General features: G+C 66.2%; 16 protein-coding genes and 3 pseudogenes. 6 read left to right on the top strand and 13 right to left on the bottom strand.

The genetic code is table 11. From position 1 onward, the window contains the following. Positions 1-13: 13 nt before the first annotated feature. The 3 genes from NL241_RS11685 (at position 14) to NL241_RS11675 (ending at position 4,245) form a co-directional block, all read left to right on the top strand. A complete protein-coding gene (locus NL241_RS11685) occupies positions 14-1,357 on the top strand; it encodes a flavin monoamine oxidase family protein (RefSeq protein ID WP_494397618.1) in 1,344 nt (447 codons plus the stop codon). A 93-nt stretch (positions 1,358-1,450) separates the two neighbouring features. After that, on the top strand, positions 1,451-2,923 hold the full coding sequence (locus NL241_RS11680) for a PE-PPE domain-containing protein (RefSeq protein WP_494397617.1): 1,473 nt from the start codon (positions 1,451-1,453) through the stop codon (positions 2,921-2,923). Between the two features lie 83 nt (positions 2,924-3,006). After that, a complete protein-coding gene (locus NL241_RS11675; protein WP_487688196.1) occupies positions 3,007-4,245 on the top strand; it encodes a cytochrome P450 in 1,239 nt (412 codons plus the stop codon). Here NL241_RS11675 and NL241_RS11670 read toward each other — a convergent pair whose 3' ends face one another. The 5 genes from NL241_RS11670 to NL241_RS11650 form a co-directional block, all read right to left on the bottom strand. After that, positions 4,246-5,184 carry an alpha/beta fold hydrolase gene (locus NL241_RS11670; RefSeq protein WP_487688193.1) on the bottom strand — a complete coding sequence of 313 codons (939 nt, stop codon included), beginning with the start codon at positions 5,182-5,184 and terminating at the stop codon, positions 4,246-4,248. Positions 5,185-5,332: 148 nt separating this feature from the next. After that, entirely contained in the window at positions 5,333-5,533 is a 201-nt protein-coding gene (locus tag NL241_RS11665; RefSeq protein WP_487688192.1) for a hypothetical protein, read from the bottom strand. 114 nt (positions 5,534-5,647) lie between these two features. Then, complete coding sequence (locus NL241_RS11660; protein ID WP_487688190.1) at positions 5,648-6,748, bottom strand: M14 family metallopeptidase; 1,101 nt, start codon at positions 6,746-6,748, stop codon at positions 5,648-5,650. Between the two features lie 4 nt (positions 6,749-6,752). Further along, the gene (locus tag NL241_RS11655) at positions 6,753-7,064 is read right to left on the bottom strand and encodes a hypothetical protein (RefSeq protein ID WP_487688188.1); all 312 of its coding nucleotides are present in this window, start codon (positions 7,062-7,064) and stop codon (positions 6,753-6,755) included. A 1-nt stretch (position 7,065) separates the two neighbouring features. Further along, positions 7,066-8,604, bottom strand: a complete 1,539-nt coding sequence (locus NL241_RS11650; RefSeq protein WP_487688185.1) for a S8 family serine peptidase — start codon at positions 8,602-8,604, stop codon at positions 7,066-7,068. Positions 8,605-8,738: 134 nt separating this feature from the next. Between NL241_RS11650 and NL241_RS11645 the strand changes: the two genes are divergently transcribed. Continuing rightward, a complete protein-coding gene (locus tag NL241_RS11645) occupies positions 8,739-9,218 on the top strand; it encodes an SRPBCC family protein (protein WP_487688182.1) in 480 nt (159 codons plus the stop codon). A gap of 60 nt (positions 9,219-9,278) precedes the next feature. On the opposite strand, the gene NL241_RS11640 is transcribed toward NL241_RS11645, so the two are convergent. From NL241_RS11640 to NL241_RS11630, 3 genes and pseudogenes are all read right to left on the bottom strand, one after another. Then, positions 9,279-10,598: a S1C family serine protease gene (locus tag NL241_RS11640; RefSeq protein ID WP_494397616.1), complete on the bottom strand. Its 1,320-nt coding sequence runs from the start codon at positions 10,596-10,598 to the stop codon at positions 9,279-9,281. A gap of 128 nt (positions 10,599-10,726) precedes the next feature. Continuing rightward, complete coding sequence (locus NL241_RS11635) at positions 10,727-10,858, bottom strand: hypothetical protein (RefSeq protein WP_494397615.1); 132 nt, start codon at positions 10,856-10,858, stop codon at positions 10,727-10,729. Positions 10,859-11,629: 771 nt separating this feature from the next. After that, positions 11,630-11,988 (bottom strand): annotated as a pseudogene (locus NL241_RS11630) (MFS transporter); the annotation flags it as partial. Between the two features lie 168 nt (positions 11,989-12,156). Here NL241_RS11630 and NL241_RS11625 point away from each other — a divergent pair. Together NL241_RS11625 and NL241_RS11620 are read left to right on the top strand one after the other, a co-directional pair. Further along, positions 12,157-12,729: a TetR/AcrR family transcriptional regulator gene (locus NL241_RS11625; protein ID WP_494397614.1), complete on the top strand. Its 573-nt coding sequence runs from the start codon at positions 12,157-12,159 to the stop codon at positions 12,727-12,729. A 22-nt stretch (positions 12,730-12,751) separates the two neighbouring features. Beyond that, complete coding sequence (locus tag NL241_RS11620) at positions 12,752-12,895, top strand: hypothetical protein (RefSeq protein WP_487688172.1); 144 nt, start codon at positions 12,752-12,754, stop codon at positions 12,893-12,895. On the opposite strand, the gene NL241_RS11615 is transcribed toward NL241_RS11620, so the two are convergent. The 5 genes and pseudogenes from NL241_RS11615 to NL241_RS11595 all read right to left on the bottom strand — a co-directional run bounded on the left by NL241_RS11615 (position 12,882) and on the right by NL241_RS11595 (position 17,376). After that, positions 12,882-13,742, bottom strand: coding sequence for an enoyl-CoA hydratase ChsH3 (locus NL241_RS11615; RefSeq protein WP_494397613.1), 861 nt, complete (start codon positions 13,740-13,742; stop codon positions 12,882-12,884). The genes NL241_RS11620 and NL241_RS11615 overlap by 14 nt on opposite strands. Before the next feature lie 18 nt (positions 13,743-13,760). Then, positions 13,761-14,806: pseudogene (gene dmpG / locus NL241_RS11610) on the bottom strand (4-hydroxy-2-oxovalerate aldolase). Next, positions 14,803-15,734, bottom strand: a pseudogene (locus NL241_RS11605) (acetaldehyde dehydrogenase (acetylating)). The pseudogenes dmpG and NL241_RS11605 overlap by 4 nt, the downstream one beginning before the upstream one ends. A 12-nt stretch (positions 15,735-15,746) precedes the next feature. Continuing rightward, the gene (locus NL241_RS11600; protein ID WP_494397612.1) at positions 15,747-16,535 is read right to left on the bottom strand and encodes a 2-keto-4-pentenoate hydratase; all 789 of its coding nucleotides are present in this window, start codon (positions 16,533-16,535) and stop codon (positions 15,747-15,749) included. Next, complete coding sequence (locus NL241_RS11595) at positions 16,528-17,376, bottom strand: enoyl-CoA hydratase (protein ID WP_494397611.1); 849 nt, start codon at positions 17,374-17,376, stop codon at positions 16,528-16,530. Before NL241_RS11595 ends, NL241_RS11600 begins: the two co-directional genes overlap by 8 nt. Positions 17,377-17,389: the final 13 nt, after the last annotated feature.

Genomic DNA, 17,389 nt, shown 5'->3' with positions numbered 1-17,389 from the left:
TTCACTGGTATTCGTGCGTGATCGCGTCGACGTTGTTGTGGTGGGTGCCGGCTTCGCCGGCTTGACCGCCGCTCGGGAACTGGTCAGGTCCGGCCTCGAGGTCGTGGTGCTCGAGGGCCGGGACCGGGTGGGGGGCCGCACCGCCCCCGGTTCGGTGGCCGGGGTACCGGTCGATCTGGGTGCGGCGTTCGTCGGGCCCACCCAGGACGCGGTGCTGGCATTGGCGGCGGAGTTGGACTGCCCCACAACACCGACCTACAACCACGGCTCCAACCTGATCCGGTGGCGCGGCCGGGTGCGCTCGTACACCGGGACCATCCCGTCGCTGTCCGTGCTCAGCCTGCTCGATGTGGCCCGCATCCAATGGCAGTTCGCCCGCCTCGCCCGGACGGTTCGCGTCGAGCAGCCGTGGACGGGACCACGCGCGCACGCCCTCGACGAGCACACGCTGGCCGACTGGCTGCATTCGGTGCGGGCGACGCCCTCCACCCGCGACTTGATGGCCATCATGTCGCGAGTGACCTGGGGTTGCGAACCCGACGCCGTCTCGCTGCTGCACACGATCCGCTACGTCAAAGCCGCCGGTGGTCTGGACAGAATGCTCGACGTGGACAACGGCGCGCAGCAGGACCATCTGAAAGCGGGCACCCACCAGATCGCGGCGCGGATGGCCGACCAGCTGGGCGAGCGCGTGGTGGTGTCAGCGGCCGTCAGCGGGGTCGAGCAGTCGGACACCGGCGTCGACGTCACGTCCACCGCGGGGTCGGTGACCGCACGGGCGGTGGTGATCGCGGTGCCACCCCAGCACCGCAGCGCCATCACGTTCTCGCCCGGATTGCCCGCCGACGCCGACCGGGTGGCGCACACGTGGCCCCAAGGCGCGCTCAGCAAGGCGTTCGCGGCGTACGACACGCCGTTCTGGCGGGCCGACGGCAGAACGGGGCAGGCGTTGTCGGACAGCGGCCCGGTGTTCATCACCTTCGATGTCAGCCCCGACGGCGCCGACGGGCCGGGGGTGTTGCTGGGTTTTGTCGACGCCCGGCATTTCGACGAGCTCCCCGCGCCGCAGCGCCGCGAGCGTGCCCTCGGCTGTTTTGCCGATCTGTTCGGTGCCCGCGCGCGAGACCCGATCGACTACGTCGATTTCAGCTGGGGAACCGATTCGTTCTCCCCCGGCGGCCCCACCGCGGCGGTCCCCCCGGGCGCGTGGACGACGGTCGGGCGGTGGCTGCGTGAACCGGTGGGCCGGATCTTCTGGGCGGGCACCGAAACCGCCGATGAGTGGACCGGGTTCCTCGACGGCGCGGTGCGCTCAGGTCACCGAGTGGCGGCCGAGGTCATCAGTGCACTCGGCTGAAATGCTGGCGCGCGGCGGTGTTGGGCCCGTACTGTACGTTCGGCTCGGCAAACTTTCGCCGGCCAGGCTGAGGTGCCGGGGAGGATCACGACAATGAGCAGTGCGCAGTGGAAGCGGGCCGTCACACCCGCTGTCGTCGGGGGCGCAGCGTTGGCGACGGTGGCCGCCGTCGCGTTCACCACCGCGGTTCCGCAGGTGGTATCGCGGGAGAAAGTCGAGCTCACCGCCACCATCACGCCCGGCAGCGCCACCAACTGGAACGCCGACGGGATCGACAAGTTCTACGGCATCAACTGGAACGAGACCTACGGCCCCACGGTCATCGCCCCGTTCCGGCTGGTGCAGTTCTGGCAAGGTGCCGAGAACATCATCAAGGCTCTCGACGCCGCACAGACCGACGGTGAGCCCGACGTGGTGGTGAGCTCCGGGCGCGGCGCAGGCAATGCCAGCGCGGTGATCAGCTACCTGGCCGCCAACAACCCCGACGATCCCCGCCTCACCGACACGCTGTGGATCCTCGACAACAACGTCGACCGGCCCAACGGCGGCTACGCGGCGCGCTATCCGTTCTTCGCGCTCGTCGGCGTCAACCCGGTGCCGGTGCCCAACAACCTCGAGGGCGTTCAGATCCTCGACGTGGGCTACGAATACGCCTGGAATTCCAGCGCGCCCACCTACATCTCGAATCTGCCCGCGTTGTTGAACGCGATCATCGCCTACGCCTACCGGTATCGGCAGCAGGAGAAGCTGCCGGTACCCGCCGAGATCCTCGACCCGGAGACCGGCAAGCTCGTCGAGGGCGCGTCAGGGCACTACATCATCGGCACCGACGGTCAGATCGTGCGGCATGAGCCGACCCCCGATGGGGTCACCACGGTGTATGTCACCTACGAAGCCAAGGGTCTGCCGATGCTGCAGCCGATCCGCGACTTCGGCGGTGATCTCGGCAATGCGTTCGCCGATGTCGTGGAGCCGCTGCTGACCGTGCTCGTCAACGCCTCCTACACCGACAACAACCCGCTGTCGGATCCCAGCGTGTACACCCCGATGCAGTTGTTCGCGCCGCCGAAGGTATGGGCCACCGCCGCCGAACAGCTGCCGGGAGCCCTGGCCGAGAGCTGGGACAAGCTGCAGGAACACCTTGGCCTCAAGCCCGCCGATCAGGACACCACGCTGAGCGCCGACCGGTCCACCGCGGACGGGCCGTCCGGAACCGAGCAGGTCGACCAGACCACGACCATCGCGACACCGGCGACCTCGGGGGCCACCCAGGCCGCAGAGGACACCGACGACGACGGGTCCTACAGTGCCCGGCGGCCCAGCCGCGCGGAGCGCTCCCCGGCCAGGACGGCGGACCCGACCGAGGACGACGCCACCAAAGACCCGACCGGCGACAAGGCCGAAGACCCGACCGGTGACAAGGCCGAAGACAACGCTGCCGCTGACAGTGACGACGCCGGCACCGAGTCCGACAAGGACACCGGGGCGAGCAGGGGCGGGGACCACCCCGGCAGGGCGGACAAGGACAAGGACAAGGACGCGAAGGACAAGGCTGCCGGCGAGTAGGTGAGGTAGCCGACTACCCGTGGTCCCGGTCCGGGACGCCTCCATAGTGAAGGGCGACGGAATCGTCCTGCCGAGGAGGCGCCATGACCGTCGACGACATCTCGTCCCGCTATCCCGATGTTTTCGACGCCGGCCTTCCCCGGCTCGATTACTGGAGCACCGTCGACCCCGTTGAGGCACACCGGCTCATCCGCGAGGCACGCGACCAGGCGCCCATCGCGCTGGGCCCGCACGGCCCGGAGATCCTGGCCTATCCGCTGGTGCGTAGCGTCATCCGTGACTCCCGGTTCGGGGTGCCCCGAGGTTTGTTCCTGGCGTCCCAGGGGGTGACGTCGGGGCCGCTGTGGGACAAGGCCGTGGCCAATCTGCTGGACCTCGACGGGCCTGCGCACACGCGGCTGCGCCGGTTGGTGTCGAAGGCGTTCACGCCACGTGCGACGTCCCGGCTGGACTCGGTGATCACACAGGTGATCACCGATCTGGTGGAGCCACTGGCCAGGTCGGGCCACTGCGACGTGGTCACCGACATCGCGCGGCCATACCCGGTGCCCGTCATCTGTGCGCTACTCGGCGCACCCGCCGAAGACAGCGTGCTGTTCTCCCGCTGGGCCGACGACATCTTCCAGATCTTCACCTGGGACGCCTTGGCGCACGAACACGAAATCCTGTTCGCCTATGCAGCTTTCGATGCGTACATCGACGACATGGTCGCCGAGCGCAGACTGTGCCGCACCGACGACCTGCTCTCGGAGATGATCCGCGCCGAGGAGGACGGTGACCGGCTCAGCACCGAAGAACTGTGCATGATGGCCCAGGGCCTGCTGCTGGCCGGAACCGACACCACCCGAAACCAGTTGGCGGCAGCGGTGCAGGTGCTCTGCGACCACCCTGACCAGTGGGCGTTGCTGGCCGAGCATCCGGAGTTGGTCCCGCGGGCCGTCGACGAGCTACTTCGCCATTCGCCGGTGGCGTTCTCGGCCATCCGCGTCGCGTTGCAGGACACCGAGGTGGGCGGGGTCGTCATACCGGCCGGCACGCAGGTCATGGTCAGCAACGCCGCCGCCAATCGTGACCCCGAGGTCTTCCCCGAGCCCGACCTCCTGGACGTGACCCGCCAGAATGCCTCTGCCATGGTTACTTTCGGCGGCGGGGCGCATTACTGCCTGGGCGCCAACCTGGCCAGAGCCGAACTGGTGCACGCACTGCGGGTGCTCACGGCGCGGCTGCACCACCCGCGGGTGACCGGGCCGGCTCCGTGGAAACCGCTGGTCGGGCTCACCGGACCGGTGACCTTGCCGATCGAGTTCGATCTGGCCGGCTGACTATCCACTCAAAGGTGTTGCCTCGGTGACCCTTTCCACCAGGTTCCGCAGGTGGCGGTTGACCTCGGCCGGGCGTTCCAGGATGGCGCAGTGCCCTCCCGGTAGTTCGACCAGCTCCGCCAGATTCGGGGCGTCCCGGGCAATCCGGCGCGAGGAGTCGATGGGCAGCAGCCGGTCGCGTTCACTGCCGATCACCAAGGTGGGCACCGTCAGCCCGTGCAACCGGATGTGTCGTTTCTCCATGGAATCGATGAGCATCCGGGCGCAGCCCGCCCGGCCCGCCGGCGGAGTGGCCGCGTACAACTCGTAGACGAACTGCGCGACGTCGGGGTCGGCGTCGCGTCCCACCGCCAGAGCGGCGACGAACCTGCGGCTGGGCAGCGCGGCGGCCCGCAGGGCGGGGACTCCGCCGAAAGTCCTGATGATTCGGGAGCCGACGGCCACCCTGCCCCTGGCCAGCCGCGGCGCCACGGACAAGAACTTGACCTGCCGGACGATCTCGCCCGTGGTGGTGTTGATCAACGCCACCGCATCGGCATGCTGGGCGACCTTGTGCGGGTATCGCTCGGCCCACGAGGTGATGGCGATCCCGCCCATCGAATGCCCGGCGATGACGGCTCGCTCCCCCGGCGCCAGGGTGGCCTCGAGAACCGAGTCCAGGTCCGAAGCCAGGTGGTTGAGGCTGTAGTGCCCGCGGGGCGGGACACCGCTGCGGCCGTGGCCACGGTGGTCGAACGCGATGACCCGGTAGTCGCGGGCCAGTTCGTTGATCTGTTCATGCCAGACGCTGATGGCGCAGGTGATGCCGTGCGCCAGCACGATCGGGTAGCCGTCCTGGGGGCCGAACACCTCGGTGTGCAGCCTGGTGCCGTCGGCTCCCCGGACGATGGCGGGCCGGCCGGGCGGCAACTGGATACGCCGCGCGCTGCTTACGGGCATGGGTGAACCTCTCGCCAACAACGTCGCGGGCACCCTTGCCCGCGATGTGCCGAGTTTAGTCGACAGCTGTCAAGTACGGCTCACCACGGCACTCGACAGCACAAACGCCGCCGTCCGGACGGACGGCGGCGTTGCGCAGCCGCGGGTTCTAAAGGAAGTAGAACACGTCCACCTGACCGTCGTCGCGCACCGAGAACTGCGCCTCGCCGGCCCCCTGCGCCGGCTCCAGGTTCACGAATTCGACGGCGGCCTCCGGGCTGCTCGCGATGGTGTGGTACCAGTTCTTCGCCTGCACACGAATCGCGCTCTTCTCCCGAGCGGCCGCCTCGGATACCAGTTGAGTGGTCATGGTTGTTCCCCCTATTGGTTGGATCAGACCGATCACCGAAGTCGTTGTGGCGCACCGGTCTTGGCGTACATATTCACGATAGGGCGCCGCCTGGCCAGTCACCAGAGTATCCGGCTACCTGCCTGCGCCCACATGCTCGTCGGCCTTTGCCGCACCCGAATACCGTGATGCGGCAAGGCAGAACGCGATCAGCCCCGCCGACACCTCCCGGATGACGTTCTCGGCCTCCGACCAGGCCGGCGCGAAGGTGTGGCCGCATTCGATGGTGAAGCCGAACACCTTCGTCTTGGCAGGATCGACAAAGCACCTGCTGAACGCGTAGTCGTCGCTGGCACCGGAGGTTGGGTACAGCCCGAACGCCGGCTCGGCACCGTACCTGTCACCCCGCACCGCGGCGATAGCGTCGTCGAGTTCGGTGCTGAGTGTGGTGGCGATCGCGAGGTCCGCTGCGGAGATGTACTCGCGGTAGCCGGCGTCGTTGGCCCGGCCGCGTACGCCGTCGAACGCGCCGTTGCGAAAGTTCTGGGCGGTGTCCGTCGATTGGTTCTGGTCGCTGCCCCAACTGTGCAGCACGACCGGAACCGCGCTGTGCACATCGACATGCCATCGGATCCCTGGGTCGTTGTCCAGAAGCCAGACCACATTGCGGGTTTCGGGCTCGGACGCCGGTGACGGTCCGCGATACACATTCGGATCGCAGGGGTCGTCGGAGGTCTTGACGTCTGAATCCGGAGCGAACTTGGCCAGGTGATCCCACAGGAAGTCGAAGTTGCGGTTGATGTCGACGCCCACACAGCCGCCGTCATCACGACGACGGTTCTTGCGCCACAACGGCTCGGTGGTCTGGCTGTAGGAGCGGCCGTCGGGATTCACACACGGGTAGACGTAGATGTTCATCGTCGCCACCAGTCGGCGAATGTCCTGTGCAGTGAATCTCTTTCCCCCGTACCGTAATCCGGTGCCCTGGTCGAAGGCTTCGAGCAGATCGGCGGCGAGCGCGATCAGCGCATCCGGCGGTACCCACTCCCGCGCATGCACCCCGCCGAGCAGTAGCACCGCGTCACATTCCGACGACGCGGCACCGATGCGCAGGACATGGCTTCTGCGGCCTTCATGGGTGGAGTTCGGCACGGTGATCAGCGCCGAGGCCGCCGGGTACGCGGCGGCCAGGTTCTCCAGCGCGGACTCGATCTCGTCCACATTCAGGTAGCTCACGGCCTCACTCCTTCTCACCGAGGCCGCGAGGTACCACACCGCGCGCCGCGAACCTATTCCCCTGCGCCACTTCGCTTTGGCGTTCCCGCCCGGCTGCCGTGGCGTTCTCGATCACCTGGATGGAGGCTGCTGATCGTGCGGACCGCACCGCGTCGAGCTGCTGCTCGGACATCAGGGCATTGATCACCACCTGGCCCTCCCGGTGTCGCACCACCGGGCGACAGCCCAGATCCGGCTTGAGTTCGTCGGTGAGTGCTTTCAGCTCAGCTGTGGTGGGTGCGGTGATCTGCACGTGGAATACCGGGTCGTCGGCCATCTCAGGCGCCCCTCGCCGGCGCTACAGGGGCAAACGCCTCGATGGGTACACCACCCGGTCGTTGCGCCTGTTTGACCGCCTCGTGCGCGTTCACCCGCCCGAAACCGTAATCGTCGTTGTGCCCCTGGGCGTCGTACACCACGCCGCCGATCCGGTCCGCCGTGCCGCGCATGATCTCGCGCAGTTCGTCGCGGGTCAGGTCGGTGTTCGCCGACAGGGCCAGTGCCGCGCAGCCGGCCGCGCACGGTGCGGCGAAGCTGGTGCCGGTGCTGGTCCCATAGCCGCCGTCGCCGGTGGTGCTGAACACGTCGACGCCGGGTGCGATGAGTTCCACCTCGGCACCGCGGGCTGCGTTGTCCTCGCGATCGTTGTGGTCGGAGCGCACCACGGCGATCACATCGGCGTGCGACACCACTTCGTCTTTGAGGACATCGACGTTCCTGCCGTTGCTGGCAGCCCAGAAGATGGCCAGGCCGCGTCCTTGCCGGCCGGTTGATGCGGCGAATTCGAGGGCCAGGGCCAGGGTCTGCGTCAAGGCCCAGTCCGCGCCGTTGGGTCCGAGGCTCGAGACCAGGATGTCGGCGCCCGAATCCGCACCGGCGCCGGGAACCTCGGTCGAGGGGTCTGCGGCGTAGGCCACTGCGCGCGCCAGGGTGGTCTGCGTGCCCACCTGATCGTTGAGGCAGGCGATGAGGATCAGCTCCGCCTCCGGCGCGGCCCCACATCCTCCCACACCGTTGTTGTGTCGGGCGCCCACCATGCCCGCGCAGAAGGTGCCGTGGTCACCCGAGGGCATCTGCGCCGTGCCCTGGGTGAAGCTGCCCTGCGGCCGGAAGAACCCGGATGCGGCCGAGATCCCGTCCCGCAGGTCTTGGTGCTGGGCGTTGAAACCGTTGTCTATCACCGCGACCCGGACACCGGCACCGCGACTGAGCTCCCACGCCTGTTCGGCGGAGACATTCGTCCACTGCCACTGCTCGCCGAACCGGGGATCCGATGGGGTGAACCGGGCGGGAATGTGTTCGATGAACGCGGGTTCGGCGAAGGTGAAGCGCGGATCGTCGTGCAGCCGTACCGATGCGGCCAGCGAGTCCTCCCCCGCGGGTGCGTCCACTTCGAACAGATTCGGCGCGAACCTCAACTGCCTGCCCACGGTCAACCCGGCGTCGGCCAGTACCTGCGGCGCCTGCTCTGGCGAGATCGTGTCACTCAGTTGCACATTCAGTCGCTGGGTGGCTACGCCGACAGTGCCGTCGCCACGGCGGACCACCTGACCGACCTGCTCGGTATCGCGTACCGACAGTCCCTCGTTCACCGACCGCGACACCTCCGGTGTCGGCGTGACGAAGACCCAGTTCGCGTTCCGGAATGCTTCCAGGCTCGGCCCGTCCAGCTGTTGTTCCGCGTCCCGGACGGGCGCACCGAAGATTTCTGCTTCCGGTGTCGCTCCGCGGGTGTCGGTGCTGACTTGGATCGCCACCACGTCGTCGAGGACTTCGACCGTCCTTCGTTCACCCCGGGAGAAGTATTCACGTTCCATGGTGGTTTCTCCTCGATTCTCGACCGCGGCACCCTGTTCGCCCGCGGTGTCTCCAGAGTGTGCGGTTCCGGGTGGCCTTTGAATCGCGTAATCGGCTACCCGACCCGAAACCCGTGGCTGCCATACTCAGGGTCGTGTCTGCACTCCAATTCTCCGCCTCGATCGATGTCGCCCTGGGACCGAACGAGCTGTACGCATTGGTCTCCGATGTGACGCGCATGGGCGACTGGAGCCCGATCTGTCGCGCCTGCTGGTGGGATGAAGGCGCGCTCTCGGCGGACGGGCCACGGGTCGGCGCGTGGTTCACCGGCCGCAACCAGACCCCGCAGCGGACGTGGGAGACCCGAAGTCAGGTGATTCGGGCCGAGCCGGGCCGCGAATTCGCCTGGGAGGTCAACAACGGGTGGGTGCGCTGGGGGTTCACCTTCGACGCGATCGACGGCGGTACCCGCCTGACCGAATCCTGGACGTTCCTGCCGCGGGGCCTCGAGGGTTTCCGGGAGCGTTTCGGCGAACAGGCCGACGCGCAGATCGCCGAGCGCACCGACGCCGCGCATCGCGGTATCCCCGAGACGCTGGCGGCCATCAAGAAAACCGCTGAGGGCAGTCGATGACGCACTGAAACGCACTGAAGCCTGCGGCCGAGTTCGACCGCAGGCTTCAGTGTTGTCGCGTTACGCCTGTCCGAGGGTCACCTGGGTGGTCTGGGGAGAGCCGTCGCCGTCGACGTAGGTCAGCGACACTTTGTCACCGGGAGCCTTGGAGCGCACCGCCGCGATCAGTGCTTCGGGACCGTCGATCACCCGGTTGTCGAGCTTGGTGATGACGGCGCCGTCGGGCAGGCCGGCGGCCGCAGCGGGGCTGCCCGCCTGCACTCCGGCGATCGCGGCGCCGCTGGCGCTGGTGTTGCTGCTGAGCTGCACCCCCAGCGAACCGTGGGTGGCCTTGCCGGTGGACACCAACTCATCGGCGATGCGCTTGGCCTGATCGACCGGGATCGCGAAGCCCAGGCCGATCGACCCGCTCTGCGCCTCGGGGGACTCCCCGCCGCCCATGGTCGCGATCGCGGAGTTGACGCCGATGAGCTCACCGTTCATGTTGACCAGTGCCCCACCGGAGTTGCCGGGGTTGATGGCGGCGTCGGTCTGGATGGCGTCGAGCACCGCCACCTGGTCTTCGGGGCCGCCACCGGCGGCCACCGGGCGATCCAGCGCGCTGATGATGCCGGTGGTCACCGTGCCCTGCAGACCCAAGGGCGAGCCGATGGCGACGACGTCCTGGCCGACCTTGACGTCACTGGACGATCCCAGTGCGATGGGGGTGAGCCCCGAAACGCCTTGGGCCTTGACGACGGCGAGGTCGCCGGCCGGATCGGCGCCGACGACGGTGAACGGCGCCGAGCGGCCGTCCGAGAACGTCACGGTCTGTTTGATATCCGCCGCCACGGACGCCTGCTGGGCCAGGCCACTGTCGGCAGCGGCGGCGACGACGTGGTTGTTGGTCAGGATCAGACCGTCCTTTGAGAGCACGATGCCCGACCCCTCACCGCTCTGGCGGCCCATGTCGATCTGCAGCTTCACCACACTGGGCATCACCTTGGCGGCCACCTGCTCCACCGAACCTGCGGGCAGGTTGGCGGCCGGTTGGCCGGGTGCGGCCGCGATGGCGGCCTGCATGGCCGCGGAGTGATCCGGTTCGGTGGTGACTGCGGCGGCTGCACCGATGCCGCCACTGACGACGGCCACCGCGACCGCGCCGGCCACCAGGGCGCCGCGCCGGGAACGCTTCTTGTGCCGGGCCGGCGCGGAATAAGGCTGCGGCACAGTGTGATACGGGTCGTGGTGGGCTCCCGTGGGCGTCTGGGCGTAACGCCAGTCATAGGCGGGCTGGTACGAACCGTCAGCCGGGTTACCCCGGTAGTGCTGTCCCCCAGAGTGACTCGGATCCTGGCGAGGATCCGGCGGATTCATGGGATACCGGGGAGGGTTCGTCATCGTGTTCGTCTTCTTCCTGAAACGTCAATGGGCACAGTTGCTTAAGCACAAGGTGCCTGCGATCACTGAGACGGAACTGAGAGCTGGCTCTGGGAAGTCCGAGACTTTTCCGCCCACAGCGAAACAGCTCAGGGCGGCGTCAGCGCCGCCGCCAGCATTCGCGCGGTCAAAGCCACCATGCCATCACGATCCGAATCGGGTGGCCGGTTCAGCGCAATGCGCAGGCATGCGCTGGAGGCCACCCCCATGGTGACGAACACCAGATCGTCGAGTTCGGCGCGAGACAGGTCCGGCCTGGCCCGGCTGGGTATGGCGTTGCCGAGCGGAAGAGGGTGCGCTCGATCTCATCGATAGCGGTGTGATTCAGGTACGGAGGCACGTCGAAAGATGAGGACGTCAGCGCCGCCCGCAGGATCGAGGCATGTTTCTCGTAAGCGGCGGTCAGCGTCTCCACCACGATCAGCGCGGCCGCTGCGACGTCGCGGTGGTCAAATCCCTCCCTGGCGACATCCTCTGGTTCCGCGGCATTGATTCTTCGGGATGCCTTTAAGCAATCCTTCGCGAATCATCGCAGGCGTCCGGGTCAGACCGAGCACTAGTTCGAGCGCGTGCACATCGAACGGCTTGAGTTCCAGCCAAACCCTCCTCGGCGACACGCGATCGAGGGCCTTCGCCGCAACGTGCGACGTTCATATGCTCCGCGCCGAAACAGCCGCTTAGCGAGCCCACTAGAACCGTGCCGCCGCGGCCGCGAGAGGAACGAGAACGGGCTACCAGTTATCGCTGTTTGACCTCCGGAGCCTCGGAACCGGTCACGCTGGCGGTTAGCAGGGTGTGCCCCGCGGGATTGCCGTCGAGTGGCCTGCTGGTGCGCGCCCGTGATGCGCCATTGGCCGTCTGAGCGGTGCAGGACGAAATGGTTCGCGCTTGCTCGCCACACGGTGTACTCGGCCGGCGAGCTGCGCCAGGCTTCAAGGTCGAGCTTGTCCACGGATGCCGATGCCTGATTACGTAGCAGAACCAGCGATTCACAGAAGTACCGGCGCCAGCACTCCCACTGCAGCAAACGTCGGGAGTAGACCGATCGCGAAACTCGCGGTCCCATCAGTGACATCGTCAGAACCAGCATCGCTTTGCGGCCCACTCGATCACCGAAGTGCCCGAACAGAATCCCACCCACAGGACGCGCGATGTAGCCCGCTGCCAATGTGCCGAACGCCGCGATGGTACCCACCGCGGGATCGGACTCCGGAAAGAACACCATTCCGAAGACCAAGGCGCTCATGGTTCCGTAGACCAGAAAGTCGTAGTACTCGATGGCAGTCCCAAGCAGGCTCGACACCGCTACGCGGCGCAGGTAAGCAGGATCCACAGACGTTGCCTCGGCCATCTCGCGCGCCTCCTGTGTCGGTCGTAGTGGGAGCATCCTCGTGCCGATCCCCTGCGGCGCGGTCCGAATGTCTATCAGTGGAACAACACAGGCCATCTGGACCGCGGTGTTCCGGCCACCGAGAAAGTGCAGAGTAGTCTGGCGTGAAGGTGACTACCTTCCATGATCATGAGCGTTCCTGTAGGCCTGAACGCGAGCCGACAACACCGTCGAGCCCGTATCGTGGCTGCTGCGTTGAGTGTTGCCGGCGAGGGCTATGCAGCGATGCACGTCCGAACCGTGGCCGACCGAGCCGGCATGTCGGCAAGCACCATCTACAAGTACTTCTCGTCCAAGGACGACATGCTGGTTGCCTGCCTGCAACATTGGCTGACCGAATTCGCCGTCGATCACCGGTTACCCTCGTGCGCCGATGTGTACCTGGGGGTGGCACAACAGGCCGGCAATGTGATCGAACAGCTCTGCGCGACACCCGCGCTGGCTGATGCGTTGGCGCGTGCGTACCTGTACGCCGACGGGTCGGCCGTCACGAACGCAGAATCGGTGCGCACCACGCTTGTCACCATGTTCGCCCAGGTGTTGTGTGCGGCCCCGGGATCACGAGATCACGCCATCGCAGAGCTCATGGCAGACTGCTGGGCCACCAATGTTCTCGCAGTGACTCAGGATAGGTTGTCACTCAATGACATTCGACTCCGACTCCAACACACCCTGACGATTGTCCAGCTGGTGTCAACGTGACGCCGAAGTTGTTCACGAAGCTGTGGATGAGCTCGATGATGACGGTATGCCCTCGGCGCCGCCTAAGCCGCAATGGCCCGCCGCCGTCCTCGGTGAGGATCTGCGCCAGGCGTCCCAATCTCACACCACGCTGCAACGAAACCTGACGCAGGTCAAGCCGGAATGAGTTCTACGCCGGTCAACACAGCAGCGTCGTCACGTCCGGGCGCGACGGCAACGGCAATTAGACTCGTATCCTGCTCCCAGACAGATACTTTCAAATCTTCTCCGGGATAGACCACCCCTGCAAACCGGGCACTGTAACTGCTCACAGCAGCGGCGCTCCCATCCAAGAGCGTGTCGGTGATCGCTTTGCAGACCATGCCGTAGCTGCAGAGACCGTGCAGAATCGGTGCGGGAAAACCCGCAGCAGATGCGAATTCGGGGTCGGAGTGCAGCGGGTTTCGGTCGCCGCAGAGGCGGTAGAGAAGGGCTTGCTGAGGCAGGACCGGAATCAGCACTTCTACATCGGGCGCACGCCCTGGTGTAGCCGTGTGGCTCGTCGGTCCGCGGTCGCCGCCGAAACCACCTTCGCCGCGGGCGTAGATAGACCGCTTTTGCGTCCACAGCGGACTGCCATCCAGGGCGGTCACCACCGTTTCCGACCAAATGACCGCAGCTTTGCCCTTATCCCAGATGTCAGTGAACCGAGTGAGGGCTATTCCAGTTCCCGACTCTGGGATCGGCGCCGGCGCGCATATTGTCTCACTGGCGTGAAGCACCTTCGACAACTCAACGTCGATGCCGGGATACTTCACCGATGGCGCTTCGGCCTTATGGAAGCTCTGCGCGACGGTACCGAATGTCGGCAACACTTGCGGCTTGTCATCGGCGAGGTACCGGAGCTCGCGCGGATCCAGCGGCGCGGCGCCAGCACCGAGGGCAAGGTGGTAAAGCTGCACATCGCTGCTAGTCCAGGAGAATTCGACAGGGTCCAGCTCTGCCCCAAGTGCAACGTGGACATCGATCGGCATGACAGTTCACATTCCCGTTCAGGCGGTGTGTTGTTCCCGTTGTATTTCGAGGGCGATGTCGATGAGTTGGTCTTCCTGACCACCGATGAGTTTGCGCTGGCCGGCGCGGTGCAGCAGCTTGTGTGCGGGCACGCCGTAGCGTTCGGATTGGCGGATGGCGTGTTTGAGGAAGCTGGAGTACACCCCGGAGTAGCCCATGATCAGTGCGTTGCGGTCCAGCAGGCATTCGGCCGGCATCGCCGGGGCCACCACCTCTTCGGCGGCATCGGCGATGTCGAAGAAATCGATACCGGTCTTGACGCCGATCTTGTCGAAAACCCCGATCAGCGCCTCGACCGGCGCGTTCCCGGCGCCGGCGCCGAAGCGGCGACACGACCCGTCGATCTGCTTGGCCCCGGCACGCACCGCTTCGATGGAGTTCGCCACGCCCAGACCGAGATTCTCGTGACCGTGGAAACCGACCTGCGCGTCGTCACCGAGCTCGGCCACCAGCGCGGCCACCCGGTCGCGCACCCCTCGAGCACCAACGCCCCGGCGGAGTCGACGACGTAGACGCACTGGCACCCGGCGTCGGCCATGATGCGGGCCTGGGCGGCCAGCTTCTCCGGGGAGATGGTGTGGCTCATCATCAGGAACCCGACGGTCTCCAGGCCCAGCTCGCGGGCCAGCCCGAAATGCTGGATCGAGACGTCGGCTTCGGTGCAGTGGGTGGCGATGCGGCAGATGGAACCACCGTTGTTCTGGGCCTCTTTGATGTCTTCTTTGGTGCCCACCCCGGGCAGCATCAGGAACGCGATCTTCGATTCCTTGGCCGTCTCGGCCGCCAGTTTGATCAGTTCCTGCTCCGGGGTCTTGGAGAACCCGTAGTTGAAGCTGGACCCGCCCAGCCCATCACCGTGGGTGACCTCTATAACAGGAACGCCGGCACTGTCCAGTGCCGCGACAATGGCACCGACCTCGTCGGTGGTGAACTGGTGCCGCTTGTGATGCGACCCGTCGCGCAGCGACGTGTCGGTCATCCGGATATCCCACATCGGGTCGAAATAGATCTCGTTGGTACTCATGCGTGGCCTCCTGTCGTGGCTGCCAGTACTTCCTTGGCGATCTCCTCGCCCACCTTGGTGGCGGCGGCGGTCATGATGTCGAGGTTGCCGGCATACGGCGGCAGGTAGTCACCGGCACCTTCGACTTCGATGAAGGTGGTGACCACCGCATGCCCGCCGGAGTTCATCGACGGATCGTCGAACTGCGGCTCGTTGAGCAACCGGTAACCGGGCACGTACGTCTGCACCTCGGCCACGACATCCTTGATGGACGCCGCGATGGCATCACGGTCGGCGTCTTCGGGGATGGCGCAGAAGATGGTGTCGCGCATGATCATCGGCGGATCGGCGGGGTTGAGGATGATGATGGCCTTGCCCCGCTGGGCGCCGCCGATGTTCTGCACACCGGCGCTGGTGGTCTTGGTGAACTCATCGATGTTGGCCCGGGTACCGGGCCCGGCCGACGCCGAAGACACCGAGGCGACGATCTCGCCGTAGGGCACCACTCCCCCCTGTTCGACGACAGCGCGACACACTGCGTAGACGATGGGGATCGTGGCCTGTCCACCGCAGGTCACCATGTTGACGTTCGGGGCATCGAGATGTTCGCGCAGGTTCGCCGGCGGGATGACGCCCGGGCCCACCGCGGCAGGGGTCAGGTCGATGGCGCGGATGCCCGCCTCGGCATACCGCGGCGCGGCATCACGATGCACGTACGCGCTGGTGGCCTCGAACACCAGATCCGGCTTCTCACTGAGGTTCAGCAGCCAGTCCACCCCTCGTGACTGGTCTCCAATCCCAGCTTGCGGGCCCGTGCCAAGCCCTCACTGTCCGGGTCGATGCCGATCATCCACCGCGGCTCCAACCAGTCGGAGCGCAACAACTTGTACAGCAGGTCCGTACTGATATTGCCGGAACCGACAATCGCGACCGTCGCCTTATCGGGCATGTGTTTCCCTCGCTATTCGAAAGTCAGCTCTACAGAACCCAACCCAGTGAAGTCCGCGATGAAATGGTCACCGGGATGTGCATCTATCGCCCTGGTGCACGAGCCCGGCAACACCACATCACCCGCGCGCAGGCGGACGCCGAACTGATCGACCTTGCGGGCCAACCACGCCACGGCCGTCACCGGATTACCCAGCACGGCATCACTGCGTCCCTCGGCGATCACCTCACCGTTGCACCGCAGCACCGCGCCGATGTTCTTGACGTCGATGTCTGTGGGAGACACCCGTTCCGGACCCAACACCCAGCCGGCCGACGACGCGTTGTCGGCGATGGTGTCACACAACTTGATCTTCCAGTCCTTGATCCGGGTGTCGATCAACTCGATCGACGGCGCGAAGGCCGCCGTCGCCGCCAGCACGTCGTCCTCGGTGCAGCCTGCACCCGGCAGATCGTCGGCCAGGATGAACCCGACCTCCACCTCGACGCGGGGATACAGGAACGTACCGACGGGAACGGGCTTGTCCTGGAACACCTCCATCTGGTCGAGGAGGTGGCCGTAATCCGGTTCGTCGACGCCCATCATCTTCTGCATGGCCTCGCTGGACAGGCCCACCTTGTGGCCGATCACCCTGGCACCGTCTGCCACCCGCTGGCGGATGTTGATCAGCTGGATCTCGTAGGCGTCCACCACGTCGATATCGGGACAGCCAGCGGTCAATGGATCGATGGGTACCCGGGTGCGCTCGGCCTCCGCGAGTGCCGCCGCCAGCTTCGCTCGGAGCTCGTGCCTGTCAGACATCAGAACGTCCCGCCATGGCCTTGACGTTCAACCCACCGAGAGAGTCAGTGCCCACTTCGGCGTTGTGCGCATGGGCGAAATGGTGCAACCCGAAGACAGAATCCATGCCGTTGCGCAGACCCATCTGGTCCTCGCACTGGTTCACCGCCTTCTTCGTCAGGGCCAGGCCGAAGCGCGGCATGGCCGCGATCCGGGACGCCACATCGAACGTGGCGGCCTCGAGTTCGTCGCGGGGCACCACCCGGTTCACCATCCCCACCTCGTAGGCCCGCTGAGCGGTGAAGCGATCAGCGGTGAAGAGGATCTCCTTGGCGAACCTGGGGCCCAGCACCCAGGGATGGGCGAAGTACTCCACCCCCGGAATGCCCATCTTCACAACAGGATCGGAGAAAAAAGCGTCGTCCGCGGCCACGATCAAGTCACAGACCCAGGCAAGCATCAGCCCACCGGCGATGCATGCCCCGTGCACCATCGCGATCATCGGCTTCGGAATGTCGCGCCACCGCCGGCACATCCCGAGGTAGACCTCCATTTCCCGGGCGAAACGCTGATCACCACCGGGCTGACCAAGGTGGTCCCACCACATGACCGCCCGATTCTCGTAGTGGACATGGTGGTCCCTGCCGGGTGTCCCGAGGTCGTGCCCCGCGCTGAAATGGTCACCGCTGCCGGCAAGGACGATGACCTTGACGTGCTCGTCGTCGACGGCCCGGGCGAATGCCGCGTCCAACGCGTATGTCATGACCGAGTTCTGCGCGTTCCGGTAGCGCGGACGGTTCATCGTCACCAGTGCCACTCCGTCGCTGACCCGATAGGTCACCACGTCGATCTCGTCGTCCAACTGATGGTCTCCT

The organism is Mycolicibacterium sp. SMGY-1XX, assembly GCF_059132455.1.
This window is presented reverse-complemented; position numbering and strand designations above follow the sequence as displayed.